This window comes from Nocardia cyriacigeorgica GUH-2 (genome assembly GCF_000284035.1).
Lineage (GTDB): Bacteria > Actinomycetota > Actinomycetes > Mycobacteriales > Mycobacteriaceae > Nocardia > Nocardia cyriacigeorgica_B.
Map to the genome: position 1 here is coordinate 64,088 of NC_016887.1, position 25,018 is coordinate 89,105.

General features: G+C 66.5%; 29 protein-coding genes. 15 read left to right on the forward strand and 14 right to left on the reverse strand.

Annotated features, from left to right (window positions below):
* The first annotated feature begins 7 nt into the window (after positions 1 to 7).
* The 6 genes from NOCYR_RS00265 to NOCYR_RS00290 all read left to right on the forward strand — a co-directional run bounded on the left by NOCYR_RS00265 (position 8) and on the right by NOCYR_RS00290 (position 4,948).
* On the forward strand, positions 8 to 901 hold the full coding sequence (locus NOCYR_RS00265; RefSeq protein WP_014348354.1) for a hypothetical protein: 894 nt from the start codon (positions 8 to 10) through the stop codon (positions 899 to 901).
* Between the two features lie 200 nt (positions 902 to 1,101).
* Positions 1,102 to 1,467 carry a hypothetical protein gene (locus NOCYR_RS00270; protein ID WP_148280485.1) on the forward strand — a complete coding sequence of 122 codons (366 nt, stop codon included), beginning with the start codon at positions 1,102 to 1,104 and terminating at the stop codon, positions 1,465 to 1,467.
* 207 nt (positions 1,468 to 1,674) lie between these two features.
* Positions 1,675 to 2,301 carry a DUF3558 domain-containing protein gene (locus NOCYR_RS00275; protein WP_148280486.1) on the forward strand — a complete coding sequence of 209 codons (627 nt, stop codon included), beginning with the start codon at positions 1,675 to 1,677 and terminating at the stop codon, positions 2,299 to 2,301.
* Between the two features lie 48 nt (positions 2,302 to 2,349).
* Entirely contained in the window at positions 2,350 to 2,841 is a 492-nt protein-coding gene (locus NOCYR_RS00280) for a hypothetical protein (RefSeq protein ID WP_014348357.1), read from the forward strand.
* A 13-nt stretch (positions 2,842 to 2,854) separates the two neighbouring features.
* A complete protein-coding gene (locus tag NOCYR_RS29560; protein WP_014348358.1) occupies positions 2,855 to 4,105 on the forward strand; it encodes a hypothetical protein in 1,251 nt (416 codons plus the stop codon).
* Between the two features lie 87 nt (positions 4,106 to 4,192).
* On the forward strand, positions 4,193 to 4,948 hold the full coding sequence (locus NOCYR_RS00290; protein WP_081505256.1) for an ESX secretion-associated protein EspG: 756 nt from the start codon (positions 4,193 to 4,195) through the stop codon (positions 4,946 to 4,948).
* Positions 4,949 to 4,980: 32 nt separating this feature from the next.
* Here NOCYR_RS00290 and NOCYR_RS00295 read toward each other — a convergent pair whose 3' ends face one another.
* Positions 4,981 to 5,199: a hypothetical protein gene (locus NOCYR_RS00295; RefSeq protein ID WP_048832477.1), complete on the reverse strand. Its 219-nt coding sequence runs from the start codon at positions 5,197 to 5,199 to the stop codon at positions 4,981 to 4,983.
* Positions 5,200 to 5,242: 43 nt separating this feature from the next.
* The gene (locus NOCYR_RS00300; RefSeq protein ID WP_014348360.1) at positions 5,243 to 5,722 is read right to left on the reverse strand and encodes a hypothetical protein; all 480 of its coding nucleotides are present in this window, start codon (positions 5,720 to 5,722) and stop codon (positions 5,243 to 5,245) included.
* A gap of 267 nt (positions 5,723 to 5,989) precedes the next feature.
* Here NOCYR_RS00300 and NOCYR_RS00305 point away from each other — a divergent pair, with 267 nt between their 5' ends.
* The gene (locus NOCYR_RS00305) at positions 5,990 to 6,871 is read left to right on the forward strand and encodes a helix-turn-helix domain-containing protein (protein ID WP_048832479.1); all 882 of its coding nucleotides are present in this window, start codon (positions 5,990 to 5,992) and stop codon (positions 6,869 to 6,871) included.
* Positions 6,868 to 7,080, forward strand: coding sequence for a DUF397 domain-containing protein (locus NOCYR_RS00310; protein ID WP_014348362.1), 213 nt, complete (start codon positions 6,868 to 6,870; stop codon positions 7,078 to 7,080). Before NOCYR_RS00305 ends, NOCYR_RS00310 begins: the two co-directional genes overlap by 4 nt.
* Positions 7,081 to 7,170: 90 nt before the next feature.
* On the opposite strand, the gene NOCYR_RS00315 is transcribed toward NOCYR_RS00310, so the two are convergent.
* Positions 7,171 to 7,836 carry a hypothetical protein gene (locus NOCYR_RS00315; protein ID WP_014348363.1) on the reverse strand — a complete coding sequence of 222 codons (666 nt, stop codon included), beginning with the start codon at positions 7,834 to 7,836 and terminating at the stop codon, positions 7,171 to 7,173.
* A gap of 543 nt (positions 7,837 to 8,379) precedes the next feature.
* On the opposite strand from NOCYR_RS00315, the gene NOCYR_RS30965 reads away from it, so the two are divergent.
* The 4 genes from NOCYR_RS30965 to NOCYR_RS00340 all read left to right on the forward strand — a co-directional run bounded on the left by NOCYR_RS30965 (position 8,380) and on the right by NOCYR_RS00340 (position 10,371).
* Positions 8,380 to 8,673 (forward strand): ribbon-helix-helix protein, CopG family, encoded by a 294-nt coding sequence (locus NOCYR_RS30965; RefSeq protein WP_048832482.1) that lies wholly within the window; start codon positions 8,380 to 8,382, stop codon positions 8,671 to 8,673.
* Positions 8,670 to 9,089: a type II toxin-antitoxin system VapC family toxin gene (locus NOCYR_RS00330; RefSeq protein ID WP_014348364.1), complete on the forward strand. Its 420-nt coding sequence runs from the start codon at positions 8,670 to 8,672 to the stop codon at positions 9,087 to 9,089. Before NOCYR_RS30965 ends, NOCYR_RS00330 begins: the two co-directional genes overlap by 4 nt.
* Before the next feature lie 86 nt (positions 9,090 to 9,175).
* On the forward strand, positions 9,176 to 9,787 hold the full coding sequence (locus NOCYR_RS00335) for a histidine phosphatase family protein (protein ID WP_048833814.1): 612 nt from the start codon (positions 9,176 to 9,178) through the stop codon (positions 9,785 to 9,787).
* Positions 9,788 to 10,044: 257 nt separating this feature from the next.
* The gene (locus NOCYR_RS00340) at positions 10,045 to 10,371 is read left to right on the forward strand and encodes a hypothetical protein (RefSeq protein WP_048832484.1); all 327 of its coding nucleotides are present in this window, start codon (positions 10,045 to 10,047) and stop codon (positions 10,369 to 10,371) included.
* 127 nt (positions 10,372 to 10,498) lie between these two features.
* Here NOCYR_RS00340 and NOCYR_RS00345 read toward each other — a convergent pair whose 3' ends face one another.
* The 3 genes from NOCYR_RS00345 to lysX all read right to left on the reverse strand — a co-directional run bounded on the left by NOCYR_RS00345 (position 10,499) and on the right by lysX (position 15,482).
* Positions 10,499 to 11,401 carry a cutinase family protein gene (locus NOCYR_RS00345; RefSeq protein WP_048832486.1) on the reverse strand — a complete coding sequence of 301 codons (903 nt, stop codon included), beginning with the start codon at positions 11,399 to 11,401 and terminating at the stop codon, positions 10,499 to 10,501.
* A 289-nt stretch (positions 11,402 to 11,690) separates the two neighbouring features.
* Positions 11,691 to 12,050, reverse strand: a complete 360-nt coding sequence (locus NOCYR_RS30100; RefSeq protein ID WP_014348367.1) for a hypothetical protein — start codon at positions 12,048 to 12,050, stop codon at positions 11,691 to 11,693.
* A 108-nt stretch (positions 12,051 to 12,158) separates the two neighbouring features.
* The gene (gene lysX, locus NOCYR_RS00355) at positions 12,159 to 15,482 is read right to left on the reverse strand and encodes a bifunctional lysylphosphatidylglycerol synthetase/lysine--tRNA ligase LysX (protein ID WP_048832489.1); all 3,324 of its coding nucleotides are present in this window, start codon (positions 15,480 to 15,482) and stop codon (positions 12,159 to 12,161) included.
* A gap of 148 nt (positions 15,483 to 15,630) precedes the next feature.
* Between lysX and NOCYR_RS00360 the strand changes: the two genes are divergently transcribed.
* Positions 15,631 to 15,849, forward strand: coding sequence for an RNA-binding S4 domain-containing protein (locus NOCYR_RS00360; protein WP_014348369.1), 219 nt, complete (start codon positions 15,631 to 15,633; stop codon positions 15,847 to 15,849).
* Between the two features lie 9 nt (positions 15,850 to 15,858).
* On the opposite strand, the gene rraA is transcribed toward NOCYR_RS00360, so the two are convergent.
* From rraA to NOCYR_RS00400, 8 genes are all read right to left on the reverse strand, one after another.
* Entirely contained in the window at positions 15,859 to 16,347 is a 489-nt protein-coding gene (gene rraA, locus NOCYR_RS00365) for a ribonuclease E activity regulator RraA (protein WP_014348370.1), read from the reverse strand.
* A gap of 82 nt (positions 16,348 to 16,429) precedes the next feature.
* On the reverse strand, positions 16,430 to 16,795 hold the full coding sequence (locus tag NOCYR_RS00370) for a DUF5313 family protein (RefSeq protein WP_014348371.1): 366 nt from the start codon (positions 16,793 to 16,795) through the stop codon (positions 16,430 to 16,432).
* Between the two features lie 131 nt (positions 16,796 to 16,926).
* Entirely contained in the window at positions 16,927 to 17,400 is a 474-nt protein-coding gene (locus NOCYR_RS00375; RefSeq protein ID WP_014348372.1) for an SRPBCC family protein, read from the reverse strand.
* Between the two features lie 34 nt (positions 17,401 to 17,434).
* On the reverse strand, positions 17,435 to 18,361 hold the full coding sequence (locus tag NOCYR_RS00380; protein ID WP_014348373.1) for a copper resistance D family protein: 927 nt from the start codon (positions 18,359 to 18,361) through the stop codon (positions 17,435 to 17,437).
* Positions 18,358 to 18,921 (reverse strand): copper resistance CopC family protein, encoded by a 564-nt coding sequence (locus NOCYR_RS00385; protein ID WP_014348374.1) that lies wholly within the window; start codon positions 18,919 to 18,921, stop codon positions 18,358 to 18,360. Before NOCYR_RS00385 ends, NOCYR_RS00380 begins: the two co-directional genes overlap by 4 nt.
* Complete coding sequence (locus NOCYR_RS00390) at positions 18,918 to 19,598, reverse strand: YcnI family protein (RefSeq protein ID WP_014348375.1); 681 nt, start codon at positions 19,596 to 19,598, stop codon at positions 18,918 to 18,920. Before NOCYR_RS00390 ends, NOCYR_RS00385 begins: the two co-directional genes overlap by 4 nt.
* Positions 19,599 to 19,634: 36 nt before the next feature.
* On the reverse strand, positions 19,635 to 20,186 hold the full coding sequence (locus tag NOCYR_RS00395) for a hypothetical protein (protein ID WP_014348376.1): 552 nt from the start codon (positions 20,184 to 20,186) through the stop codon (positions 19,635 to 19,637).
* A gap of 13 nt (positions 20,187 to 20,199) precedes the next feature.
* The gene (locus NOCYR_RS00400) at positions 20,200 to 20,832 is read right to left on the reverse strand and encodes a DUF6474 family protein (RefSeq protein WP_014348377.1); all 633 of its coding nucleotides are present in this window, start codon (positions 20,830 to 20,832) and stop codon (positions 20,200 to 20,202) included.
* 314 nt (positions 20,833 to 21,146) lie between these two features.
* Here NOCYR_RS00400 and NOCYR_RS00405 point away from each other — a divergent pair, with 314 nt between their 5' ends.
* Both NOCYR_RS00405 and htpG read left to right on the forward strand, forming a co-directional pair.
* Entirely contained in the window at positions 21,147 to 22,784 is a 1,638-nt protein-coding gene (locus tag NOCYR_RS00405; protein ID WP_228793158.1) for a TM0106 family RecB-like putative nuclease, read from the forward strand.
* Positions 22,781 to 24,739, forward strand: a complete 1,959-nt coding sequence (gene htpG / locus NOCYR_RS00410; protein WP_014348379.1) for a molecular chaperone HtpG — start codon at positions 22,781 to 22,783, stop codon at positions 24,737 to 24,739. The genes NOCYR_RS00405 and htpG overlap by 4 nt, the downstream gene beginning before the upstream one ends.
* Positions 24,740 to 25,018 lie beyond the last annotated feature (279 nt).

Consider the following 25,018-nt stretch of genomic DNA (forward strand, 5'->3'; position numbering starts at 1 on the left):
GGGAGTAGTGGCGGTACCCGAGAATACGTTACCAGATCTAAATGCCAATATTGATGCGATTCAGAACAACAAGATCGAGATCGATGGACTTCCGCAGAAAGCCAACGATTCGTACGGAGAGTTGGTCAAGTGGATTCGAATCGGCGGCCACATAAGCTCAGGATTGAATCCTTTCGCGCACTGGGGTGTCGAAGAACTGGTCGACGAGATGTGGGAGAATCGGGATAAGGTCACCGAGTCTCTGAAAAGGATCATCGACAAGCTTGCCGAGCTTATAAAAGGTATCGGTGTACCGATTACCTTCATCAACTTTGCCGACGATTGGCGTAATATCGCTGGTGAGTTCACGCATGCCGGAAACGCATTCGGGGCGACTTCGTTGAAGTCTGACTGGCAGGGTATCGCAGCGGACCGTTACCGTGACATGCGCGATATTCAAGAAAAGGCATTCACGGCGATGCCGAAACTGTGCGAACAAGTGGCGCTGAGTCTCGAACAGGTCGCGGTCGATACCCTTGATCTGTATATCGCGATTGCAAAGAACACGCTGGACCTTGTTCACAATACAAAGCAAGCTCTGGCCGATATTGCGGAGAAGGGGCCGCTGGCCATCCTCGAGGCCGGCAACTTGGTTGAGGTTGTTCAAGGATTGGAGACCTTTATCTTCGACAATGTAACTAAAGTCGCGGAAACCGCGCAAAAACAGATGATCGAAGGTAATAGAATTGCGCAGGCCACTTCGGTGCAGGATGGAATTCCGAATAATAAGTGGCCGCCAGCGGTGACAAATCGGGTGGTCGATAATGGTGTAGTTGTCAACCCGGGTGAAGAGTACAGTGACGGCACCGTGACTGACGGGAATAATAAATGGTCGGTGAAGACCGATGTGGTGACCCAATGAGGAGGTTGCTGAAGCATCTCATCGTCGGGGCGATGGTTCCCGCATTGGCGGCTTGCTCTGGGGCAAGTATAGGAAACTCCGATTTGACGCCAGAACCCAGTGTGGCTACGTCGACTACAAGCAGCATTGCGCGGATTGATCGCACGGTGCGGGACCTTTGTAAACCGTTGCTCGAGTTTTTCGAAAATGAGTTGCGTCTGGTGAACGTGAAGTTCGGGCCAGAGGATAACCTGAATGCACCGTATGGAACATTCGGTTCCTGTTCAATAGTCGGTAGAGAGTCGCAGAATGGTTTCGCGCAGGTGTATGAGGGGGGTGGTCAGGAGGCATCATTCCTCGAGTCGGTGGGATTCAAGCGAATGGGTGGATACTCGGCGGATGTCTGGTTGCTGGATAAACGTCCTCGCAGGATCGAGGTATCAGTCCGTGTCGGGGACTGGATAGGCTCATTGAGGATTCACGCTGAATTGGCGTATACGGCTACTGGAAAACTAGACATCACCGATAAGATCGTCGACGACTCGGTGGAATTCATGATAAGGATCACACGCGAAATTCAGCAATGAGATCATTTCAAGCGCGGTGATTCGATTAACCCGCACTGCGCAGGTGGGCCTGCCCAGAAAAACATCCCTATGACAAGGTCTCATAGAGCACGGTAATTGTGCGGGATAGTGGTTGTCGCCGCGGGTTGTCGGGGAGCTATGGAGGCCGGTAGGGTTGCGGTAATCGCAGGGGGCGGGGGAGCCGGTCCGGTCTCGGCGAAAGTGTGGATGCTGGCGCCGGAGGATCTTGTGGTGATTGCACGGGCTGTTCGGGTGGGGTTGCTCGGGGTCGGGGCGGTGCTTGTTGCTGCGGGGTGTTCCTCGGCTACCGATGGGCAGGCTACGCCGGAAGGGGCTTCGGGGCAGGGGGCGGCGGCTGCGTCGACCACACCGTCGTTAGCGGCGGAGGCGCCGTCGGGGTTTGATCCCTGTACTGATATTCCGGCGTCGATCATCAAAGAAGAGGACATGCGGGCGGATTCGCCCGAGCATGGGAACGCCGACTACGACGGGTCACGCGGGATCAAGTGGCGTGGATGCGGATGGGCAGTGCCCGACGGTTACGCGGTTGGCATCACGACGACCAACTTGACTGTCGACATGGTTCGCGACAACAAAGAGTTCACGGTCCGCTGGGAGGACAGGATAGGTGGACGGCGGGCAGTCGCCATCAACACGGCTGACGAGAAGGATCCTCGGGCAAGCTGCACTCTGAATGTCGAGATGAAGGGTGGGAGCTTGGAGTTCTCGATGGACAACCCCGCGTCGCGGGATAAGACCGGGCACATGGACACATGTGAATTGGCTCGTGGCTTGGCGGAGAAGGTGGTGCCGCATGTGCCTGACGATGCCTGATCGGGATCGAACAATCATTCAGATACGGTGGTTCGAGGGGAGGAAGCGATGAGTGGTGACGAGCCGCCGCGGCCGCTGGAGGGTTTGATCACCGAGGTTAGGGAGGGCCGGTTGTCGGTGAACTTCGGTGCTGGTTCCCCAGATGCGGTGCGGGTCAACGCCGAGGAGTTCGTCTATATCGACCGCGACTGCGAGGGATTCAAGCTCCTCATTCAACAGCTTCAGCGCACAGCCCGAGAGGTTGCCCAGCGCGAGAAGTGGGATCTGGGTGAGGCACATCCGGATCTGGGTTCGGCTCGAACCCTGGTGTCCCGCTACCGGTCCAAGGCCGAGGGCGCCGAGGACAAGAACAGCGTCCACGAAATCCTCGAGGAGCACTACCGCATCGTCGAAGACATCCAGACCCTCCACCGCGAGATCGCACAGCGCTACCTCGAGACCGACGAGGGTTTCGCGTCGAGGTACAACGAGCTGACGGCGACGCTGCCGCCACCTGGGCCGCTGACGTTGCCGCCCGGTCCGAACGTCTTCGGCGGGTAAGAGCAGGCGCGAGATGACCATTCAGAACGAGGGCTCGAAGATCACGGATGCGACCAAGGAGAAGCCTGAGGGCTTTTCGCATTCGGAGATCGTTGACGCGTTCAACCCGCTGGCTCCCGGCGACAATGCTCAGCGTGCGGCTGATCAGCTCGGCGATATCGCAGCGAAATGGACCGATGGCGTGACGGTGTTCGCGGCGCGGATCCGGCGATCGAGTGCGGCGGCCTGGGATGGGCCTGCGGCAGAGAAGTCCAGAGAGGCCATCGGCAACTACGCGACGCGGGCCGAGGACTTCACCGATGCGCTCAACGCGCTGGCGGTGCGGGTCGACGGCACGGTGACCGCGATCTTGCGGACACAGCGGAATCTGCCGGAAGTGATCGAGAAGAAGTCGCCCTGGAATCCGCGGTCGTGGCCGATCGTGGGATCGAACAACGAGGATAAGCGCAACGATGCCGAAGCCTCGGCGCGTCAGGTGATGGGTGATGAGTACGTGACGCCGTTCGTGCAGGCCGACTCGCAGATTCCGGTGCTGCCGGTGCCGGTGAGCCCGACGGCACCATTGCACGGCCCGATCGAACCGGGTGAGGTCAAGCCGGGCGGCGAGAACGGTGGCGGCGGTACCGGTGGTGGCGGTACTGGTGGCGGTGGCGGCACCGGCGGCGGTACCGGCGAAACTGGCGAGCCGGAAGAACCGACCGAGGAAGGTACCGGCGAGGAGATCCCCGAACAGCAGGGTTCGGGCGAAGACCAGTCGAGCTGGGGCGACGACTCGACCAGCGGGCAGGATACGACGCCGAGCGCGGCGACCACCCCTGCCGGTGCCGAAACACCGAGCACAGTGCCCAGTTCCACCACACCGGCCGGGACGGTCCCCGGCTCGTCCGGTGGCGGCGCTGGAACTGGAATCGGTGCAGGTGGTGGCGCCGGTGGCACGGGCGGTGGCGTCGGAGGCGGTGGTGTGGCGGCACCGGGCCGCAGTATTGCTGGCACGCCCGGCGCGGGCGCTGTTCCCGGCATGGGTGCGGCCGGCCCAGCCGCTGCTGCGGCGGCCGCCGGACGCGCGGGTATGCCGGGGATGATGTCGCCGGGTGCGGCCGGTCGAGGCGGGCAAGGGCAGGACGACGAGGAACACAAACTGCCCGACTACCTGGTCAACGCCGAGAATGCCGCTGAACTGCTGGGCGAACAACCGCGAACCGTCCCAGGTGGCGTGATCGGCGGGGACATCCCGGCTGCCCGGCCCCCGGAACAGTCCGGGTAGCACGCATCACCCAGTTGCCCGCACCCGGTGCGGGCCGATGCCGCGCGCACCGGGCACGATCGACCAGAAGACGAGGGACGAGTACTCATGACCGAATGGACTTGGGATCCAGATGATTTCGCCGCGCTATGGTATCGCGACGGAATCGATCGATTCCCGCGTCCATTGCACTATCAGAGCAAGTACAAGACGGTGGGACCGTTCGAGGAACATGCGGCGCGGGTGCGGTCGCGGCTCGATCGGGACGAACTGGAACTGATCCGGCTCGCCTTCCGCACTCTCATCGACTCCGAGCTGCGCATTCACATCCTGGGCAGCTCGACTGCGACCGACCGTGGTGGAGTGCGTGAATACCGGATCGTCGGTGCCCGCGCCGGGCAACACGCAATGGTGCTCGCGCAAGCCGCGATCGACGGCGTCGACGGGCCGATCCGGGGTCGGCTGTTCCGCGCCGAACAGCTGCCGAACCGGCTCGTGGCCCTGCTCCCACGATGCGATCCGGGCCGCGCCGAGCCCGGCACGTTCCACATCCGGGACCTGGAGGACCGGGAGCAGGGATTCACCCACCGCGGGCCGCGCGAGCAGTACGAACGTGTGGCGTTGCGGCCGGCCGACGGCGGTGGGAACGCCGGACTGCTGGTCGGGTCGATCCTGGACCGCCCGGCGCCCTGGTACGCCATGCAGTGGTACGACATCACGAACGACGGTCGTTACCTGGAACATCGCACCCGCGAACATATTTCGGTGCGGCCTGCCACGGGTCAAGGCATCGCCGCGTGTTTCAGCGAATGGATCGACAAGGCTCTCGCCCGTATCCGCGACGAAGACGGCGAACGCTGGTAGCGGAAGGCAGTTCCGTCTGCATGACTGCGCGATCACGGCCCGAGATACAGAGACTCGCACGGGAGGCGCGGCGCATCTGACGTGCCGTTGGAAATCACCGCTACCGCATCGGGGTGGTAACGGGAGCGCCACTCCAGGATGAAGCGATGGGCCGCGGTGCGGCAGGCAATGTACTCGAAGCGCCGGCCGTGCAGGAAGATACTGAGCCGCAGGTCCGGTTCGGCTGGGCGCGGCGATTCCGCTGCGGTCACCCCGGCACACCCTTTTGTTCCGGTCGAAGGAGTTCGCTGGTGCTCACGACCGACGACCTCCCCACCCCGCGTGCGCGCCGGCGCACGCTCGAATCGACGCGACAATCGCCTGGCCGGACGGGCGGAAGGCGCAGCGCGGCGGCTGAATCCAGCGTCGAAAGCGCGCGCCGCGATCGGTCGGGGACGGTAGGGCGATGGTGCCGCCGGTGCGAACCACCGATACGTCGATGCGGAACAATTCGGCGAACAACGCTGTCTCATCCGGAAGGTCCGGCCGAACCAGATATGACCAGCGGTTCGACCGCAGATGCGAAATGATCGGACCGGTTTCCGCTCCGCGATTACGCAGGTGGACGCGCACGCGCTGACCCAGATGCGCGGGCATCATCACGGCCCAGACATGGTCGGCAGGCATGACGATGCGCCCGATCTCGGGCGGATCGATGGTGGCCGGCAGATCGCAGACCTTCCGGTAGAACAGGCAGCGGGTGAAGGGCGTATCACCGAACGGAACATGCTCCATCGCAGCACCTTTGGTGAGTTCGAGTGGATTGGGTGCGCCCGGTCCCGGTGGTGAGGAAGGGGCACCGGGAAGGAGTCGTGCACGGGGGCTCGTAGGGGCGGCTCCTGCTCCGGGCGCGAAACCAGAACAGCAGGCCCACGACTGGGTCGTAAAGCCAAAATGGGTTTCTCATCAGGAATTGGTCAAACGGCCTGCGCTGGACTCTCCGAGGTGGGACAGTTGCTGTCAGCTTCGACCCAGGCGTCATCCGAATCAGAGGAAGGCAGCATGTCAGAAACGGGCAGCACACTCCCACGTCGGCAGCTCGGGCGGTACCTGCGCGACCTGCGGACACAAACGGGTATGACCATCCCGCAGGTAGCGAAGCTGATCGAACGAAGCCCCAGCACCCTCCAGAGACTGGAAAAGGGCGAATCCGGGCGTATCCGGATGGTTGACATCCGGGAGCTGTGCAAGGTCCTGGACGCGGACGAAACGATGACCGCCGCGCTTATCGGGCTGGCACAGCAAGCCAACGTCAAGTGCTGGTGGCATGAGTTCGGAAACCTGATCCCCAACGACTTCGACGTCTATTTGGGCCTCGAGTCCGCTGCGGTGCAGTTGAACTCGTACTCGCCGGATGCGGTTATCGGACTGCTACAGCATCCTGACTACGCGCGCGTGCTCATTCGTGCTGTTCATCCGGATATCAGCGCAGAAGAGCTGGACCAACGGATCTACCTGAAGCAGCGACGGCAGACTTTGATTACGCGCAAACGTGGAGCCGCGAGGCCCGAGGTCGTCCTGGGGGAGGCAGCACTTCGTCGCGTTGTCGGCAGCGGGAAGGTCATGGCCCGGCAGTTGAAGCATCTCGCGGATATCGGAACCCTGCCCAATGTCTCGATCAGGGTGTTGCCGTTCTCGGCGGGAATTCCGCTGGGTGATCCGCTCGGATTGTTCACGATCTTGAGTTTCGGGACCGACGCGAAGGGACAAGACGTCGAACCTCCAGTCGTGTACCTGGAGAACTTCACCGGCGATATGTACCTGGAGAAGCCGGCCGATGTTCAGCGCTACTATGAGGCGCATAAAGCACTCCAGCACGCGGCGCTGGACGAGAAGGCGAGTAGGGACCTGTTTCGGCAGGTAGCGAGGGAGCACTGCGCGTGACCGATGAGAACGACCCAGACCTAGCCGGCGCCCAGTGGTTCACGAGCACACGTACGTCCGGCGGGAAGGACTGCGTCGAGGTCGCTCATCTGCGCAACGGCCTGGTCGGCGTCCGCGACTCCAAGAACCCCACCGGTCCGGCCCTCGTTTTCACGCCGAGCCAATGGGATGCGTTCACCGCTGTCGTATCCAACGGGGAATTCGTCTGATTCCTGAACCACACAGGGCGTTGCACCGGCTTTGCGCCGTGCAACGCCCTGCGTGATCAGCTGCCCGCGAAGGGGCGGCGTAGTAATGGGTTACGGAATGAGCTGCGGGTTCAGGGTGACTGCGGCCGCCCCGATGCCGGCGCCGACCAATCCGCCGATCCCCGCGGCGGGCAGTCCGGCGATGCCCGCGCCGATCGCGGCACCGATGGCCACACCGGCAATGGCGCCGACGGCGATCGACGGAGCGGCGATCGCGGCCTCGGCCGCCAAGCCCGCGATGAAGATCGGAACGTCGATGATGCAGCCGGTGGTCACGCAGCCGACCAGCGAGCTGATCAGCACACCGGCGGCGACCGTGCCGATTCCGATCAGGAAGCCGGCGCCCGCACCGATGACACCACCGACCACAGCGCCGGGGACCGCGCCGACGACTGCCGCCGGGATCCCGGCCGCCGCCGCTCCGATTCCGGCTCCGGCCAGCGCACCCTGAGTCACCTTGTCCGGAGTGGCGACCGGGGCTGCGATGGAAATGACCGCCTCTTCCGGAGTTGCGACGCTCCGGAAGGACACCGGTCGGTTATCGACCCTGACATTGTTCTGCTCATCGACGGTTACCGTGTGCCCGTCGATCGTCATGGTCCGATCGTCGATGAAGACGATCTGATGCCCGTCGTAGGACGCGGTGCGCTCGACCGCGGCCGGCGCCGCGACAGGAGCCGCCGACGCGACATCCGCGACGGTGACAGCGACAGCCAACGGGAGCGCACAGGCGACAAGCGCTCGGCTGAAGATTCTGGTGGTGCGACGAAGAGCCACATTCCCCCCTCGGTAATGACATTTCATTAGGACGTGATCATTGAATATCAGCGGAAATCGGCCAGGCAAATATCGTGACGCGACCGACTGTGCGGCAAGTATGTGATGCAGTGCATATGCTCGAGGTCCGCGGGCAGTGACGCCGCGAAGCATTCGAGGAGTGGTCGCCGGTGTGGCGGCATTCGTCATGGTGTCGACTGTCGCGGGGTGCTCATCGGATGAGGATGAGGCTCGCAGCCTGGTCGAATGCCGGCGTCGTCTTCCCAGATGAGATCGACGTCCTATGGACGTGGACCGATAACGCCTTTCGTGAGGCGTCCTCGGCGGTAGTCGTCGATATTCCCGCCGACTCGGTCGGTGAATTCGCGCGGCTGTCCGGTCTCAGCCGGTTCGGGCCCGGAGTTCCTTGGTGATCGCGGATCGCCGCACGCTGAGGTGGCAAACGGCTGAGTGTTGAGTGATACCAGGTGATACCATTTTCGTATGGCTATGACCCTGCGGTTGTCGGATGAGCAGGCTGCGGCGCTGCGGCGCCGCGCCGAGGCCGAGCACACGTCGATGCAGCAAGTCGCTTTGGCGGCGATCGACAACTATGTCAATCAGCCGACTGGGCAGGGTCGGCGCCGGGCCGTTCCAGTGGACGAGCTACTGGCCGCATTCGGGGATCTACCACCGATGAATCTCGATCGGTTCCGGGCAGACCAAGACGAGCACATTGATGACACGGCTCGATTCGATGCGTACCTGCGGGGACAGGACGTCGGTGAATCCGAGTGACTGCACGCCATCTGCGTGGTCTCGCTGACACCAACATCCTGATCTATCTCGAGCGCCTGCCACGGGAGAGCCTTCCCGGTGAACTGCTCACCAGCGCTGTCACGTTGGCAGAGCTGTCTGCGGGTGTACACCAGACCGACGACGCCCTCGAGCGGGCACAGCGTATCGTCCGATTGCAGCGGACCGAGGCGATGTTCGACCCTCTTCCGTTCGATGCGGTTGCGGCGCGTCATTACGGGCTGATTGCTGCCGGCGTCATCGCGAACGGCCGAAAGCCACGGCGCCGTGAAGCGGATTTGATGATCGCAGCGGTAGCCGCCGCCCATCGGCTTCCGCTCTTCACGACCAATCCGGACGATTTCAAGGGCGCCGACGCCACGATTACAGTCGTCGCGGTACCACGCCCACAGGATTAGCGACCTGGTGGCCGACCGCGGCGCCCACCGGCGGGCTCGGTCGTGCCCGCTTCGCGCCGCAGATCCCCATGCGGCACAGTATGGGTGTGCAGTTGATTCTGGTTCGTCATGCCCAGCCCGTTCGGATCGAGCAGGTGGAGGGGGCGGCGGATCCTGGGCTGGCGGGGGTTGGGGTGGAGCAGGCGGAGCGGGTGCCTGCGGCGTTGGGGCATCACCGGGTCGCTCGGGTGGTGAGTAGTCCGCAGCGGCGGGCTCGGGAGACGGCGGGGCCGACGGCGGCGAAGCTGGGGCTCGAGGTGGAGGTGCTGGACGGGCTGGCCGAATACGACCGGGACCTGCCCGCCTATATTCCGATCGAGGACGCCAAGGTGGAGTTCCGGGCGGAATACGATCGGATCAAGGCGGGGCATCTGCCGTCGGTGATCGATGAGCCGGCGTTCAAGTCGCGGGTGCTCGACACGATCACCGATATCGCGGTGCGCGCCGACCACACCGACACCGTGGTCGCGTTCGCACACGGTGGGGTGATCAATATCCTGCTCCAGGACATTCTCGGCCTGGCACGGCCGTTGACCTTCCCGATCGATTACTGCTCGATCACTCGAATCCTGTTCTCCCGCACCGGGCGGCGCACGGCGGCGACGATCAACGAGAACGGGCACGTCTGGGAATTGTTGCCGCGCAATATAAGCGCCTGAACGGTTCTCCGGTCCGGCGACCGATCCTGTCCGAGAATCTATTCGCCCACCTCTGAGCGACAACCGGCGCGACTGTCGCTCGGAGCCGGGCCGAACACGACATCAGCCGACTGGCCGGGCCGATGTTCGGCGAGCGGCACCGCGCCCGATTCCCAGCAGACTGCCAGCTCGGTCCCACCGCCGTCCCAGCGACGGCGACTTTCCTGGAATCCGTGCACCGCACACGCGGTACATGTTCCGGGAGAAAGGGATCGACCTTGCAATCCACGAAACTGTCTTCGGCTCGGCGGATCGGCCTGCGGGTCGCGGTAGCGGGTGCGCTCGCCGCGGTACCGGTGGCGGCGGTGGCGGCTACCGCGTCGGCGCAGGCGCCTGCCGCGGCCACCACACAGGTCGCCGCCCCCGCCGCGGCGAGCGCCGATGAGGTGAGTCGTCCCGGGCTGCACCTCGGGGAGCACCACGACGGTGAGCGTCGCCTGTACCTGGAGGACCACCGTCCCGATGGGCCCGGCCCGGTCGGCCCCGGCCCGCGCATCCTGCATCGAGTCCTGCCGGGCGGCACCGGCTCCTTCGGCAGCAGTTAGCGGACGCGGCCGGGCATAACGCACCGACAGCGCGCGGCTGTGCGGCCCGCTGCGTCCGGCCCGCAAACGACTACGGCCACCCTTCCCGGTAACTACCGGGTGGGTGGCCGTAGTCGGAAAATCCTGATCAGGCCATGCGCGCGAACCAGTTGTGCATCCAGGAGATGGCGGTCTGCCCGCCGCCCACCTGGTAGGTGCCGTAGCTGGTGTGGGCGTGCGAGCCGTAGAAGTCCTCCAGCTCCTTGATCCGCTGCTGGTTGGCCGATTCGGAGAGCTGGGCCTGCAACGTCGGGATGCCGCCGTGGGCCATCAGGTCGTTGATGATGGCACCGGCTTCGAGCTGGTAGCGCCACATGTTGGCGGGGTTGGCGTCGGAGCTCTGCGCCAGGAAGCCGGCGAAGCGGGTGACGAAATCATCCGAGGCGGTCGCGCAGTAGAGGTCGTCGACGGCGCAGATGGTGCGCACCCGGTCGTGGATCCAGCCGAAGCCGCCGACTCGCGGCCCGCCGCCGCCCGCGCCGCCCGCGTGCGGGCCGACCTGGATGTCGTTGGGCGAACGCCGCGGGTCCGAGATCAGGCCGACGCCGGCGATGCGGCTCGGCGGCACCACACCGACTCCGGTGCCGATCTCCGCGGCGAGATCGCCTGCGGCGTCGGCGCCCTGGCTGTAGCCGAGCAGGCCGATCTTGGTGGCACCGCACCGCTGCGCCATCGCGCCGACGAGGCCGCGCGCCTTGTCGGTGGCTTCGCGCTTGGACGCGCCGTAGACGTCGCCTTCCCAGGGGAACGCGGTGGCGGCGTAGGTGACGTAATCGACCTTGGTCTCCGAGCCGAGCCCGTTCGTCACGCCGGACAGCATGCCGGGCTGTGGCTTCTTGTCGTGGCCGGTTTCCCAGGTTCCGGGGATCGCCACCACGTACAGACTCGGGCATCCGGGCGCCGCCGTTGCCACGGCGTTACCTCCGACAACCAACCCGGATGCGATCGCCACGCACGCGCCGAGTGCCGCGGCAACCTTCTTGAACTGCATACTGCTCCAGTCAACCCATCGCCCCTGTTGAGGGCGTTCCCGTACACGCTGTCGCTACGATGCTGAACTCGGCGGATGTCGCACCGGTGCACATGAAATGAACACCATTCCATCTGCCGAGTGCGCACACCCGGATAACATCCGGGGCCCCGACGCACACACCGCGAATAACAATAGGGCTACAGCCGAATCGCCGCCAACCGAATGCGATCGGATGTCCGGTTTCCTCTAACCGACGGTGCCGCGCCGCCGGTCGAGACGCCTTCGCCCCCCGCGCACGCGGAAGAGCTCAGTGATTCTGCGGCGGGTGCTGGCCACCCTGCGGCGGGTAGGGGTTCTGCCCCTGCTGCGGGAACTGCTGTTGCGGCGGGTACGGGTTGTTCGGGTCCTGCGGGAACTGCCCCTGCGGCGGGATCTGGCCCTGCGGCGGCTGGTTGTTCTTCTTGCGCTTCATGAGCAGCACGACGGCCACGACGATGGCGAGGATGGCGACGACGCAGATGAGCCCGATGATCACGCCACCCTTGCCCTTTTTGCCCTTCTTGCTCCTCGCGGCTTCCAGATCGATGGCCGAGGCCAACACATCCTGGCTCGCCCAGGCCGAGGGGTCGAGGTTGGTGGCGCTGGTCAGCAGGTCGAGGTAGTACAACGAGGTCCCCTATCCGAATAATGTCGGCCGCCTCCTCCTGGCGAGCCGGATCCTCCACACTATTGCCCGGGGGCCGCGCGCGCGAAACATCCACCGGAAGAGACCGATTCAACGCGGTTTGACCAGCGGGAACGGCAGCGTCTCGCGGATGCTGCGGCCGGTGATCAGCATGACGATGCGGTCGACGCCCATACCGAGTCCGCCGGTGGGCGGCATGGCGTGTTCGAGGGCTTGCAGGAAGTCTTCATCGAGCTCCATTGCCTCCGGGTCGCCGCCCGCCGCCAGCATGGACTGTTCGGTGAGCCGGCGCCGTTGTTCGACCGGGTCGGTGAGTTCGCTGTAGGCGGTGCCCAATTCGACGCCCCAGGCCACCAGGTCCCAGCGTTCGGCGACGCCGGCGATGCGGCGGTGGCTGCGGGTCAGCGGGGAGACGGAGGTGGGGAAGTCGATGTAGAAGGTGGGTTCCGCGGTGCGGTCCTCGACCAGGTGCTCGTACATCTCCAGCACGATCTGGCCCGCGTCCCAGGCGTGCTGGTACGGGATGGCGTTGGCGTCGCACAACTCTCGCAGCCGGGTCACGTCGGTGCGCGGGGTGATCTCGGTGCCGATGGCCTGCGAGATGGCTCCGTGCACGGTCTTGACCGGCCATTCACCGGAGATGTCCACGGCCTCGAAGGTGCCGTCGCCTTTGGGCCGCATGGCGACCATCGCGCCGTTGGCGGCCAGCGCCGCGTTCTGGATCAGCTGACGGCACAGGTGCATCATCCGCTCGTAATCGCTGTGCGCCTCGTAGGCCTCCAGAATGGTGAACTCCGGGTTGTGGCTGAAGTCCACGCCCTCGTTGCGGAAGGTGCGGCCCAACTCGAACACCTTCTCCACCCCGCCCACGCACAGCCGTTTCAGGTACAGCTCGGGGGCGATGCGCAGGTACAGGTCCAGGTCGTAGGCGTCGATGTGGGTGCGGAACGGGGTGGCGTTGGCACCGCCGTGCACCTGCTGCAGGATCGGCGTCTCGACCTCGATGTAGCCCCAGTCGGTGAGCGAATCCCGCAGCGACCGCACCACCGCACTGCGCTTGGCCAGCACATCGCGGGTCTCCGGGTTGATCATCATGTCGACGTAGCGCTGGCGGACCCGCGCCTCCGGATCGGCCAGGCCCTTCCACTTGTCCGGCAGCGGGTGTAGGCATTTGCCCAGCATCCGCCAGTCCGCGACCAGCAGCGACAGCTCACCGCGCCGGCTGCGCCCGATCCGTCCGCTGACCTCGATCAGATCGCCGAGGTCGAAGAACTCATTGAACTCCGCGCACCGCTTGGCGCCGAGGCGTTCCCGGTCGAGCACCAGCTGGATGTCGTCGGACCAGTCGCGCACCACCGCGAACACCACGCCGCCGTAGTCGCGGATGCGCAGCAGGCGACCGCACACGCGCACCGTGGTCCCGCGCGGTGACCGGCGTGCCGCCGCGACGGTGTGCGTCGGCGGATACGCCACCGGGTAGGCGTCGATGCCGGTGGCGGCCAGTCGATCCAGCTTGTTCATCCGCACCCGCACCTGCTCGGGCCTGCGGGCCAGCTGGAGTTCGGCCTCGGATTCGGGCGGTTCGGGCGGGCTGCCGTCGGCGTGCAGGCCGGTGATGGCCGGCGGGACGGCGCTGTGGCGTCCGGTGTGGGTGGCGGGGTCGGGTTCGGCGCCGAACCGCGGCAGGAAGCCTTCGGCCAGGCCGCTGGCCATCGCCACCCGCGGCAGCTGCCTGCGCTCCTCGAACAGGAAGAACCGCGGCACCCAGATCGGCTGATACTTCACATTCGACCGGTACAGCGCCTCGAGCTGCCACCACCGGGAGAAGAACAGCAGCACCCCGCGCCAGGCCCGCAGGATCGGCCCGGCGCCGATGCGCCCGCCCTCCTCGAACACCGAACGAAACACCGCGAAGTTCAGCGAGATCCTGGTGATGCCGTACTGGTCGGAGGTGAGCGCGAGCTGGGAGATCATCAACTCCATCACGCCGTTGGGGCCGAGCGGGTCGCGTCGCATCAACTCCAGCGACACTCCGGTGCGGCCCCACGGCACCATCGACAGCATGGCCAGCACCCGGTCGTCGGAGTCGACGGCCTCCACCAGCAGGCAGTCGCCGTCGAGCGGGTCGCCGAGGCGGCCCAGCGCCATCGAGAAGCCGCGCTCGTTCTCGGTGTCGCGCCAGGCCTCGGCCCGTGCCACGATCTGCCTGAATTCGTCGGCGGGGATATCGCTGTGGCGCCGGATCCGCACTCCCATGCCTTGCCTGCGCAACCGGTTGACGGCTTGGCGGACCGGCTTCATCTCGGCGCCGGCCAGGGAGAAGTTCCTGGTGTCGAGCACGGCCTCGTCGCCGAGTCGGAGCACCGACAGCCCGGCCCTGCGGTAGGCGGTCGCTCCGAGTTCGCTCGCGCCCATCACCGCGGGCGCCCAGCCGAATTGGTCGGCCAGCCGCAGCCAGGCGTCGATCGCCTGCGGCCACGCTTCCTTGATGCCGATCGGGTCGCCGCTGGCCAGGCAGACGCCGAGTTCCACCCGGTAGGTGATGGCGGCCTTACCGCTCGGCGCGAACACCACCGCCTTGTCGCGGCGGGTGGCGAAATAGCCGAGCGAATCCTCCACATCGGAGCGGGCCAGCAGTCCGCGCAGCGCGGATTCGTCGAGCCCGGTCATGGCGTTGTCGGCGCGCTGGGAGCGCAGCAGCACCATGAAGGCACTGAGCAGCGCGACCGCCCCGAACAGGCCGAGCAGGAAGTTCACGAAATGGTGTGGCGAACCGTCGAACTGTTCGTTCTCCACCAGGATCGCGCCGGTCACCCGGTACACCGCCCACAGCGGGCGCTGCGCCCCCGCGGGCAGCGAGCCGGGGAACATCTCCACCAGGCCCCAGCCGAGCAGGCAGCCGAGGGCCGCCCCGCCCACCAAGGCCAGCAGGGCTTTTCGGCCCGCACCGCGGCGGACCCGGGTGTAGAACTCGGGCCAGGCGGCGATGAGCACACCGATCACCGCCACATGCACCACCGCCGCGACCAGAGCGTGCACATCGCGATCGGCGATGAAGGTCAGGACGTTGTCGAGCACCCAGGTCACCAGGTAGATGACCAGCAACCACCATGCGATGCGTTTACGCCCGGCCGTCGCGGCCGCCAGCAGTCCGACCACCAGCGCCCACACCAGGCTGGTGTCGGGGGCGTCGAAGTAGTAGTCGTCGATGTAGTGGCGGGGTGCGTGGGTGAGGTAGCGCAGTGCGGGCGACAGGCTCCACAGCAGACAGGCCACCGCGAACACACCGAGCACCAGCCCGGTGTAATGCGGGACCTCGGACAGCCGCCCGCGCCCACGATGCGGTACCGGCGCAGCGGGTCTGCTCGCGGATAGCTCGGTGGTCGTGCGTAGGTCGTCTGGCGCGGAAGTCACCGATCCAGTGTGACCGTTGGGGTGGATTTGCCGGTCGTTTGTCACGGCGTGTTCGCGACCCCTTTGCGACGTCACAGAAATGGCCGAACAGTGCCGGATGCTGGGCCGCTGCGGTGTCCGGCGGCCCGGGGGAGTAAGTATTTAGATCATGTCGGAACCAGTCGATGTGCCGATCGATGACGATGCCATTCGGCTCGGCCAGTTTCTCAAATTGGCCAATCTGATCGATTCCGGTTCGGAAGCCAAGACGGTGATCGCCGCGGGTCTGGTGCGGGTGAACGACGAGGTCGAACTACGACGCGGACGGCAGTTGCACGTCGGCGATGTGGTCGCCCTCGCCGGTCACCAGGCACGGGTCGCGGGGTAACCGAGTCTTTCAGTCCTCGGCGCGCACCACGACGCCGTCGTGATCGCTGTAGAGCATGTCGCCGGGGACGAAGGTGACCCCGCCGAACTCCACCGGCACGTCCTTGTCGCCGGAGCCGGTCTGGGTGCTCTTGCGCGGGTTGGTGCCCAGCGCCTTGATGCCGATGTCGAGGGTGCGCAGGATCGCCGAATCGCGCACCGCGCCGTTGACGATGACGCCGGCCCAGCCGTTGTCCACGCCGCGCCCGGCGATGATGTCGCCGACCAGGGCGGTGTGCACGCTGGCGCCGCCGTCCACGACGAGCACCTTGCCCTCGCCCGGTTCGCTCAGCGTCTGCTTGACCAGCAGATTGTCCTGGAAGCAGCGGATGGTGGTGATCCGGCCGGAGAATGCCGCGCGGCCGCCGAACTGGATGAATTGGGTATCACAGCTGCGAATCTCGGGGCCGATCTCGTCGGCCAGGTCCGCGGTTGCCACAACATCTGTCGGTTCGGTCATGGCCCTCAGCTTAAAGGTGGCCGAGTTTCACCCCGAACGGACCGCTCGGTCTGGAGCCGGTTCGTTCCAGGGGGCATGACAGTTATCGGTGTCCGTAGCGCAGTTCGTACATCTCGCGATCGTGCTCGGAGATCTTGCCGTGATCGACCAGGCCCGGATCGAGCCCGTGCTGCACCAGCCGGTACCGGCGCCACACATAGCTGAGCGCGACGGTGAAGATGATCAGCGGCACGATCATCATCACGATCAGCCCGATTTTGAGCGGCAGCGGCCCGGGGAACAGCAGCACCAGCGCGAAGAACGGGATGATCGGCCCGATGAACCTGACGAGGTAGCGTTCCATGGCCCCGTGCCCGACCAGGTCGTGGATCACCCACTCGTGCAGGTCCGCGGGGAGTTCGCGGCCCAGATCATAGGCGATGCGCTGCCTGAAGGTGGGTTTCTTCATGCCTCAAGGCTATGCCTGTGGGTGAAGTCACCGCCAGGGGTGAAAAGCGGGTTTGTGCAGGCAATTCATAATTCCCGACCGGCTCGTTCGGCGGGTCGGCCGCGTCTGATACGCGACCGACCGGCCGGCGTTCATTCGGTGCCGTTGGCGGCGTCGCGGGTGCGGTGGAATTCTTCGATCTGCTTGGTGAGGTTCTCGGTGCTGTGCTTGACCGCGATCTTCACGAACGGCTCGATGGTCTTGCCGAGCGCCTTCCCGGCCAGCCCGCCGCCGACCCGGTAATCGACGATGGCGTCGACGGTGCATTTCTCGGCGCCCTTGGCGTGGAACAGGAAGGTCGACTCGACCTCGAAACCCTTGATCGACTTCACGCCGATGGCGAAGTTCTCTTCCCAGCGCACGATTTCGATCCTGGAATTCAGCGACACCGGACCGAGCTTGATATGGCCGTCGAAGGTCGCACCGAGACCTTCGGTCTGCGTACCCACCGGCGTGAACTCTTCGACCTCGCGCAGAAAGCGCGGCAGGTTGCGGTAATCGTTCACGTAGGCGAATGCGGTCGCGGCCGAGGCGTCGCAGTCGGCGACGATCTTCACTTCGGTCATGGCGCAACTGTAACCGGGGGTTCGCGTCGTTCCGTCATGCCGTGACCGCCAGCGTCGCCGCCAGTCCGAACGCCGACGCCATCACCACCACCTCGACGGTGGCGCGGCGCAGCGAGGCCGCGGCGCTCATCCGGTGCTCGGCGGCCCGGCCCACCCAGTCACGGCGCCACCACCAGCCGAGCGCCAGCAGCACGGCCAGGATCAGTGTTTTGGCCAGCAGCACTCGCCCGTACCCGGTCTGCACCAGCGGCCCGAGACCGCCGACCCGGACCAATCCGTTCACCAGACCCGTCACCGCGACGACCGCCACCAGCGGCAGCGCCACCGCGGAATAGCGCGGCAACGCCCGCGCCCACTCACCGCGCGACCGCACCACCAGCGCCAGCCCGATCAGCAGGCCGAGCCAGGCACCCGCGGCCAGGGCGTGCACCGCCGCCAGCACCGAGCCGAACGGTTGTTGCGACATGTGCCCGGTGATCGGCCGCAGCGTCAACGCCACCGCGGCGAAGACCAGCACCAGATCCGGCGACGCGGTCTCCGGACGCCGGAACGCCAACGCCGCATAACAGGCGATGGCGCCGGTGCCGAGCAGGATCGCGATACCGACCTGGCCGCCGCTGAGTTCGGTGAGGAAGGTGCCGAACCGCCCGGCGTCCAACGCACCGACCGGTACCCCGACGACGTCGGCGGCCTCGAACACCAGCACCACGAACTCGGTGCCGCACCAGATCCCGGCGATCACCGCCAGCAACCGCCAGGGCGGGACCAACCGCTGCTGTATCCGCGGCAGCGCCGCCAATCCGAGCACCGTGGCCCCGGCCAGATCGGCGAGCACGCGCACCGCGCTCTCGGCGGTGACCGCGGTCAGCGCCCAGGCCGCCAGCACACCGAGCAGCCCGGACGGGACGACCAGCAGCAGCGCCGGACGGCGGTCGCGGCCGCCGGTCGTCCGATCGATCACCGGCCGCTCTTACCGCTGCCCTTGCCGAACAGGCCCGTCCCGAACAACGCGAAGGCCAGTCCGCCGCCGAACAGCACGATCGCGCCGACGATGAACACCCAGATCGGGATGCCGCCGGAATCGCCTTCGCCGGCGTCCGCCGCACCCAGTGCGGGACCGGGGGTTCCGTTGCCCGGGGTGGTGAGGGTGAAGGTGAGTTTGCCCTCCACCGGGTGGCCGTCGGCGGAGGTGACCCGGTAGCCCACCCGGTAGGTGCCGGCCGGTCCGAGCTCGCCCACCGCGACGCTCACCGTCTTCCCGTCGACCACCGGATCGCCCTTGGACCACAGGTGGTCATCGGGGCCGACGACGGTCAGCGAGGGGAAGTTGGGCTGCAGGTTCTCGTTGAATGTGATGGTGACCCGCTCGGGTCCGGCGTCGAGAGTGGCACCGTCCTCGGGGGAGGTGCCGACCACCGCCGAATGCGCAGCGGCCGGCCCGGCGACGGTGGCGCCGACGCCCAGACACAACGCACCGGCGAGCAGGGCGAGCAGCAGCGCGCGCAGGTTCCGGCCGGTCATGACTGCCGTCCCCGGATGACCGAGCCGACGCCGAGGCCGAGCCCGAGCAGCCCCGCGGCCAGACCGAGACCGCCGAGCCAGCGCGCGGTGGTATCGGTGCCGGAATCATCGGATTCGGCTGCCGCGCTCTGCGTTTCCCCGCTCTGGTTCTCGCTGTCCACGCCGTGCGTGCCGTGTCCGTCGCCGGTGGCGGCGGCCAGGCTGAGCGTCGGGGCGGGGTTGGCGACCAGGCCCTGGTCAGCCGGCTGATTCCAGTCGACGACCTTGCCGTCGCTGTAGGTCTGCTTGGTCGGGAAGCTCACCGAATCCTGTTGCGGCAGTGGGCCGAGCGCCACCGCGAACTGCTGGAACTGGCCGGGGCCGACGCCCGGGTTGCCCGGGTCGGCGGTCCAGGTCACCGCGGTGACCTGGGATTTGTCATTGCGATCGACCTTGGCCGTCCAGCCGGGGATCGGCTCGGTCATGGCGACCGCCAGATTCGGCACGGTGACGGTGATCGCGGTGGTGGCGGCGGTGTCGGACTCGGTCGGTACCCGGAAGGTGGCCACTGCCATGGAGCCTTGCTTCGCGCCGGGCGCGTCGACGGTGACGTGGGCGTTCGCGACACCGCTCGCCAGCGCGAGCAGCCCGCCACCGAGCGCCACCGTGCACAGGGCACGCGAAATGAACGTCTTCATGAAGGTAATGCTTTCTCTCCGAGATGAATTGGTGCGTCAGGCCGGGCGCGCCGCCGGTGGGGCGCGCGGGCCGGCGGCACCGTTCGGAGAGCGGCCGAGCAGCTTCGACGTCGAGACGCCGGCGTCGAGCGGCCGGTACAGCGCGGGCGTGCGGGGTGCCGCCACCGCGATCCGCAGCGCCGCCGATACCGCGCGATAGAGCCGTTCGGCGAGCGGGATCAGCGCGGCGCAGACGACGGTTGCGATGAAGTGCGCCAGCAACATCGGGCCCGACGGCAGATACCCGCCGAGCAGTTCACCGGCCAGCGGAGCGGTAGTCGACGAGGCGTGCTCGTGACCGTAGAGCCCGGTAAGGGCGAAATGCCCGGCTACCTGACCCGCGACCAGCAGGGCGAGCACCGGCCCGCGACCCATCGGCCGCAGCCCGGTGGCCAGGCCGGTCACGGCGGCGGCGATCAGAACCAGCGCCAGCTCCGCCGAGGACGGATACCCGCCACCGGCGAGCCCGTGCGCGGCCACCGCGAGCGCACCGGCCGACGCGCCGACCAGGAAGCCGCGCGGGCTACCGGAGGTCGGGCGTCGGTCCATCGGAGCGGGTGGATCAGCGCACGCCGAGGCGGGCCAGCACGTCGGATTCGATGCCGGTCAGTTCGGTGGCGATGGAGTTGTGCACGGCGCGGCGGCGCTGGGCGGGCATCTGGTCGGCGGTGCGCACGGCGGCGGTGAGGGCTTCCAGGCGGTTGCGGGTGGCCGCGACGAATTTGTCGGCCTCGCCGTTGTTGCCGCCGACCTTGTCGAGCGCGGCCTCGGTATTGGCGATCCTGGCGTGCAGCCGGGCGCCGTGGCCGGTGTACTCACCGAGCTGTTCGACGCCGATGCCGAGCTGATGGGCCTTGCGGTTGTCGAGCTGACCGCGCACGAAGGTGGCCCCGCGGTAGGCCAGCGGGGCCAGCACCGGCACCAGGATCCGGGCCACGCCGATGTACTTCTTCACCTGACCCACGCTGAACGGATCGCGCTCGGCCTTGGCCGCGGCCTTCAGCGCCGCCTTCTCCTCCGCCTGCAGGGCGGCGATCTGGGCCTTGGCGACCTTCTTCTGGGTGCGGTTTTCCGCGCGACGCTGTTTGCGATCGTTCTTGGCGGCGAGCTTGGCCTCCAGGGCCGCCTTGTGCTTGAGGGCTTTCGCCTCGGCCCGGCGGCTCGGGCGCCGCTTACGCTTCGTGAACAACCCCATCGATGGCCCTCCGTCATGCTGGTTCGCCCTGGCGGCTCGGCCCGTGAGGTGCCTGTCCGCCCATGTCACACGGTTTGCCGACACCCTATCCGGTCGCGCCCGCTCGCTGCGAGGGCGCGGGTGCGAACAGCGGGGGCCGGGAGACGATTCGCGGTTGTGTCGGGGGTAGGGACCATACTGCTTACGTGCATCCGGGCAGGGTCGATCGAGAGGGTCGCGAGTTGGACGAGGGAACCGAACAGGATCGGTCCGTCGCCGCCGCGCCCGCGTTTCTCGATGCCAGGGCGCTGATCGGGTGCAGGCACCGGCTCAATATGAACGCCGCCCAGCCCGAGCTGATCGCCGGCTTCCGCGAGGATCCGGGCGTTCAGCAGCGCCGCGAGGCCGCGGTCGCGCATCGGCAGCGGGTGCGCGACGCCCTGGTCGGCGCCCGCCCGGAACAGTGGGTGGTGATCGACCCCGAGCTGCGCGCGGCGGAGCGGGCCGAATCCACCATGCGCGCCTGCGCGGCCGGTGCGCTGTGCATCTGGGGCGGGCTGCTGCCGCAGGAACCCGATACCGGCCGCCGCGGCGGCGCGGAGATCCTGCTGCGCGATCTGGACCGGGGCGGCTACATCCCGGTGATCGTGGTCAACCACAAGGTCACCGATCCCCGTCAGCCGGAACCGGCCGAATTCCACCCCACCACCTCCGATCTGTATCACTGGGATCCGCAGCCGGACCCGCATCGCAAGCTGCGTCAGCAGCCGCGCGATCAGCAGCGCCTGGCCCACCTCTACCGCATGCTGCAACGGCACGGCCTGGCCAGTCCGGCCGTGGTCGGCGGGGTGATCGGCTACCACTTCGACCGCATCCTGGTGCACGACCTCACCCAGATACTCGCCGATTACGACCGCCGCTACGCCGACCGGATCGCGGTGGTGCGCGGTGAGCTGCCCACGGTGCCGTCGAAGGTGCCCGAGTGCAGGCAGTGCCCGTGGTGGAATCGCGGCGGGGCCGACGGGCGCGGCTGCGAGGGCTGGTTGATCGACCACCGAGACGTCAGCCTGGTGGCGCCGGGCTCACGCGCCGACGTGCTGCGCGGGCACGGCGTGCAGACCATCGACGATCTGGCCGCCTGGTCCGGGCCCGAACCCGAGGACTGGCAGCACGGCCCGTTCGACGAAGCCGTGGTCACCGCGCGTGCCTGGATCGCCGGCGCGCCGCTGGTGCGCCGGTTCGACCAGGTGCGGGTGCGCCGCGCCGATGTGGAGGTCGACGTCGACCTGGAGAGCTTCCAGGAATTCGGCGCCTATCTGTGGGGCACCCTGCTCGACGGGGTGTACCGCCCGTTCGTCACCTGGGATCCGCTGCCCACCGAGGACGAGGGCCGCTCCTTCGGCGAATTCTGGACCTGGCTGATGCGGGTGCGCGCCGAGGCCGCCGCCGCAGGGAAAACCTTTGCCGCCTACTGCTATTCGCGCACCGCCGAGGACAAATGGCTCTACGAGTCGGCGCGCCGGTTCGCCGGGCAGCCGGGTGTGCCGACGGTCGAGCAGGTGCGCGCCTTCGTCGATTCGCCGCAGTGGGTCGACATGTTCCAGGCCGTCACCGAGCAGTTCATCTGCCCGAACGGCAAGGGCCTCAAGAAGATCGCGCCGGTGGCCGGCTTCGCCTGGCGCGACGCCGAGGCCAATGGTGAGGCCTCGATGAGTTGGTACCGGCTGGCGGTCGGCTACGACGGCGAACCCGATCTCACCCAGCGCACCCGGCTGCTGGAGTACAACGAAGACGACGTGCGCGCCACCATGGTGCTGCGCGAATGGATGTGCCCGCGGGTGCCCGGCCCGCATCGCGCCGAGCTGGAGGTCCCCGCGCTGTCCGATTTCGGCCAGGTGGCCGACCTCGCGCAGGTGGGGGACCGCTCGCGGGCGTCGGAGGCGATCGGCGGCGGCGGTACCATTTCGGCGTGACAGAGCACGTCGAACAACTCGAGTTCCAGGCCGAAACCCATCAGCTGCTCGAGCTGATGATCCACTCGGTCTACTCCAACAAAGACACGTTCCTGCGGGAGCTGATCTCGAACGCTTCCGACGCGCTGGACAAGCTGCGGCTGGAGTCCTACAAGGACAAGGACCTGCACGTCGACACCTCCGACCTGCATATCGAGCTGGAGGTCGACAAGGACGCGCGGGTCCTCACGGTCAAGGACAACGGCATCGGCATGTCGCGCGCCGAGGTGGTGGACCTGATCGGCACGCTCGCCAAGTCGGGCACCGCCCAGCTGCGCAAACAACTCAGCGAGGCCAAATCCGAGGCCGCCGCCGAGGAGCTGATCGGCCAGTTCGGCATCGGCTTCTACTCCACCTTCATGGTCGCCGACAAGGTCACCCTGACCACCCGTCGCGCCGGGGAGACCGAGGCCACCCGCTGGACCGCCGAGGCGGGCAGCTCCAGCTACACCATCGAAACCGTCGACGACGCCCCGCAGGGCACCGCGGTGACGCTGCACCTCAAGCCCGCCGACGAAGACGATCACCTCTTCGATTACACCCAGGAGTGGAAGCTCCGCGACATCGTCAAGAAGTACTCCGACTTCATCGCCTGGCCCATCCGCATGCAGGTGGAGCGCACCGTCACCGAGGGTGAGGGCGAGGACAAACACGAGAAGACGATCGTCGAAGAGCAGACCCTCAACTCCATGAAGGCGCTGTGGACCCGCCCCAAGAGCGAGGTCAGCGACGAGGAGTACAAGGAGTTCTACAAGCACGTCAGCCACGCCTGGGACGAGCCGCTCGAGACCATCCCGCTCAAGGCCGAAGGCACCTTCGAATACCAGGCGCTGCTGTTCATTCCGTCGACGGCGCCGTTCGACCTGTTCACCCGCGAGCACAAGCGCGGCGTGCAGCTCTACGTGAAGCGGGTGTTCATCATGGACAACTGCGAAGAGCTGATGCCGGAATACCTGCGCTTCGTCAAGGGTGTGGTGGACGCGCAGGATCTGTCGCTCAACGTCTCGCGCGAGATCCTGCAGCAGGACCGCCAGATCCAGATGATCCGCAAGCGCCTGGTCAAGAAGGTGCTGTCCACGGTCAAGGACATCCAGGGCGCCGAGGAGCAGGACAAGTACCAGACCTTCTGGCGGGAGTTCGGCCGCGTCCTCAAGGAGGGCCTGCTGTCGGACTTCGACAACCGCGACACCATCCTGTCGGTGTCGTCGTTCGCCTCGACGTACTCCGATTCCGAGCTCACCACGCTCGCGCAGTACGTGGAGCGGATGAAGGACGGCCAGGACGCCATCTACTACATGACCGGCGAATCCCGTCAGCAGGTGGAGAGCTCGCCGCATCTGGAGGCGTTCCAGGCCAAGGGTCTCGAGGTGCTGATCCTGACCGACCCGGTCGACGAGATGTGGGTCGGCTCGGTGCCGGAGTTCGACGGCAAGCCGTTCAAATCCATCGCCAAGGGCGAGGTGGATCTGGAGACCGAAGAGGAGAAGAAGGAGTCCGAGCAGCTGCGTGAGCAGCAGGACAAGGACTTCGCCGAGCTGCTGAGCTGGCTGGGCAAGACCCTCGAGGACAACGTCAAGGAGGTGCGCCTGACCAACCGGCTCACCACCTCACCGGCCTGCCTGGTGGGCGATGTCTTCGACTTCACTCCGATGCTGGAGCGGATGTACCGGGCCTCGGGCCAGGTGCTGCCGGAGACCAAGCGCATCCTCGAGCTGAACCCGACCCACCCGCTGGTGACCGGTCTGCGCGAGGCCTACGACTCGCGCAAACAGGACGCCGACGAAGGCAAGGTGCCCGAGCTCACCGAAACCGCCGAACTGCTGTACGGCACCGCCGTGCTGGCCGAGGGCGGCGAGCTGAAGGATCCGGCGAAGTTCGCCCACATCCTCACCGATCGGCTCACCCGCACGCTCTGAGCCGCCGGCCGGGGTTCGAGGTGATCGGTCCCCGGCCCGCAGTTGATCTGTCGCCGGCGAGGGCGACCGATCGCTCGAGCGAGCTGACCGGACGAGGGCGAGGACGGCACGCACCGTCCTCGCCCTCCGCGCAAACCTCCGGTTACCCAGTGCCGCTTGGGAAATGAACGCCGCGTGCCCGTTGGTAAGGGGTTAGGCGTCCCAGCTGTGTGCTGCTATGTGTAATAGCCCAGCGCGGACGTCGATTGATCCGGCTGGAGTGCGCAGCGCACTCCGGAC

Coding starts and splice junctions, on each gene's coding strand:
- NOCYR_RS00275 (WP_148280486.1), top strand. CDS start 1,675: ATGCTGGCGCCGGAGGATCTTGTGGTGATTGCACGGGCTGTTCGGGTG.
- NOCYR_RS00280 (WP_014348357.1), top strand. CDS start 2,350: ATGAGTGGTGACGAGCCGCCGCGGCCGCTGGAGGGTTTGATCACCGAG.
- NOCYR_RS29560 (WP_014348358.1), top strand. CDS start 2,855: ATGACCATTCAGAACGAGGGCTCGAAGATCACGGATGCGACCAAGGAG.
- NOCYR_RS00290 (WP_081505256.1), top strand. CDS start 4,193: ATGACCGAATGGACTTGGGATCCAGATGATTTCGCCGCGCTATGGTAT.
- NOCYR_RS00300 (WP_014348360.1), bottom strand. CDS start 5,722: ATGGAGCATGTTCCGTTCGGTGATACGCCCTTCACCCGCTGCCTGTTC.
- NOCYR_RS00305 (WP_048832479.1), top strand. CDS start 5,990: ATGTCAGAAACGGGCAGCACACTCCCACGTCGGCAGCTCGGGCGGTAC.
- NOCYR_RS30965 (WP_048832482.1), top strand. CDS start 8,380: ATGGCTATGACCCTGCGGTTGTCGGATGAGCAGGCTGCGGCGCTGCGG.
- NOCYR_RS00345 (WP_048832486.1), bottom strand. CDS start 11,401: ATGCAGTTCAAGAAGGTTGCCGCGGCACTCGGCGCGTGCGTGGCGATC.
- NOCYR_RS00360 (WP_014348369.1), top strand. CDS start 15,631: ATGTCGGAACCAGTCGATGTGCCGATCGATGACGATGCCATTCGGCTC.
- rraA (WP_014348370.1), bottom strand. CDS start 16,347: ATGACCGAACCGACAGATGTTGTGGCAACCGCGGACCTGGCCGACGAG.
- NOCYR_RS00370 (WP_014348371.1), bottom strand. CDS start 16,795: ATGAAGAAACCCACCTTCAGGCAGCGCATCGCCTATGATCTGGGCCGC.
- NOCYR_RS00375 (WP_014348372.1), bottom strand. CDS start 17,400: ATGACCGAAGTGAAGATCGTCGCCGACTGCGACGCCTCGGCCGCGACC.
- NOCYR_RS00385 (WP_014348374.1), bottom strand. CDS start 18,921: ATGACCGGCCGGAACCTGCGCGCGCTGCTGCTCGCCCTGCTCGCCGGT.
- NOCYR_RS00390 (WP_014348375.1), bottom strand. CDS start 19,598: ATGAAGACGTTCATTTCGCGTGCCCTGTGCACGGTGGCGCTCGGTGGC.
- NOCYR_RS00395 (WP_014348376.1), bottom strand. CDS start 20,186: ATGGACCGACGCCCGACCTCCGGTAGCCCGCGCGGCTTCCTGGTCGGC.
- NOCYR_RS00400 (WP_014348377.1), bottom strand. CDS start 20,832: ATGGGGTTGTTCACGAAGCGTAAGCGGCGCCCGAGCCGCCGGGCCGAG.
- NOCYR_RS00405 (WP_228793158.1), top strand. CDS start 21,147: ATGAACGCCGCCCAGCCCGAGCTGATCGCCGGCTTCCGCGAGGATCCG.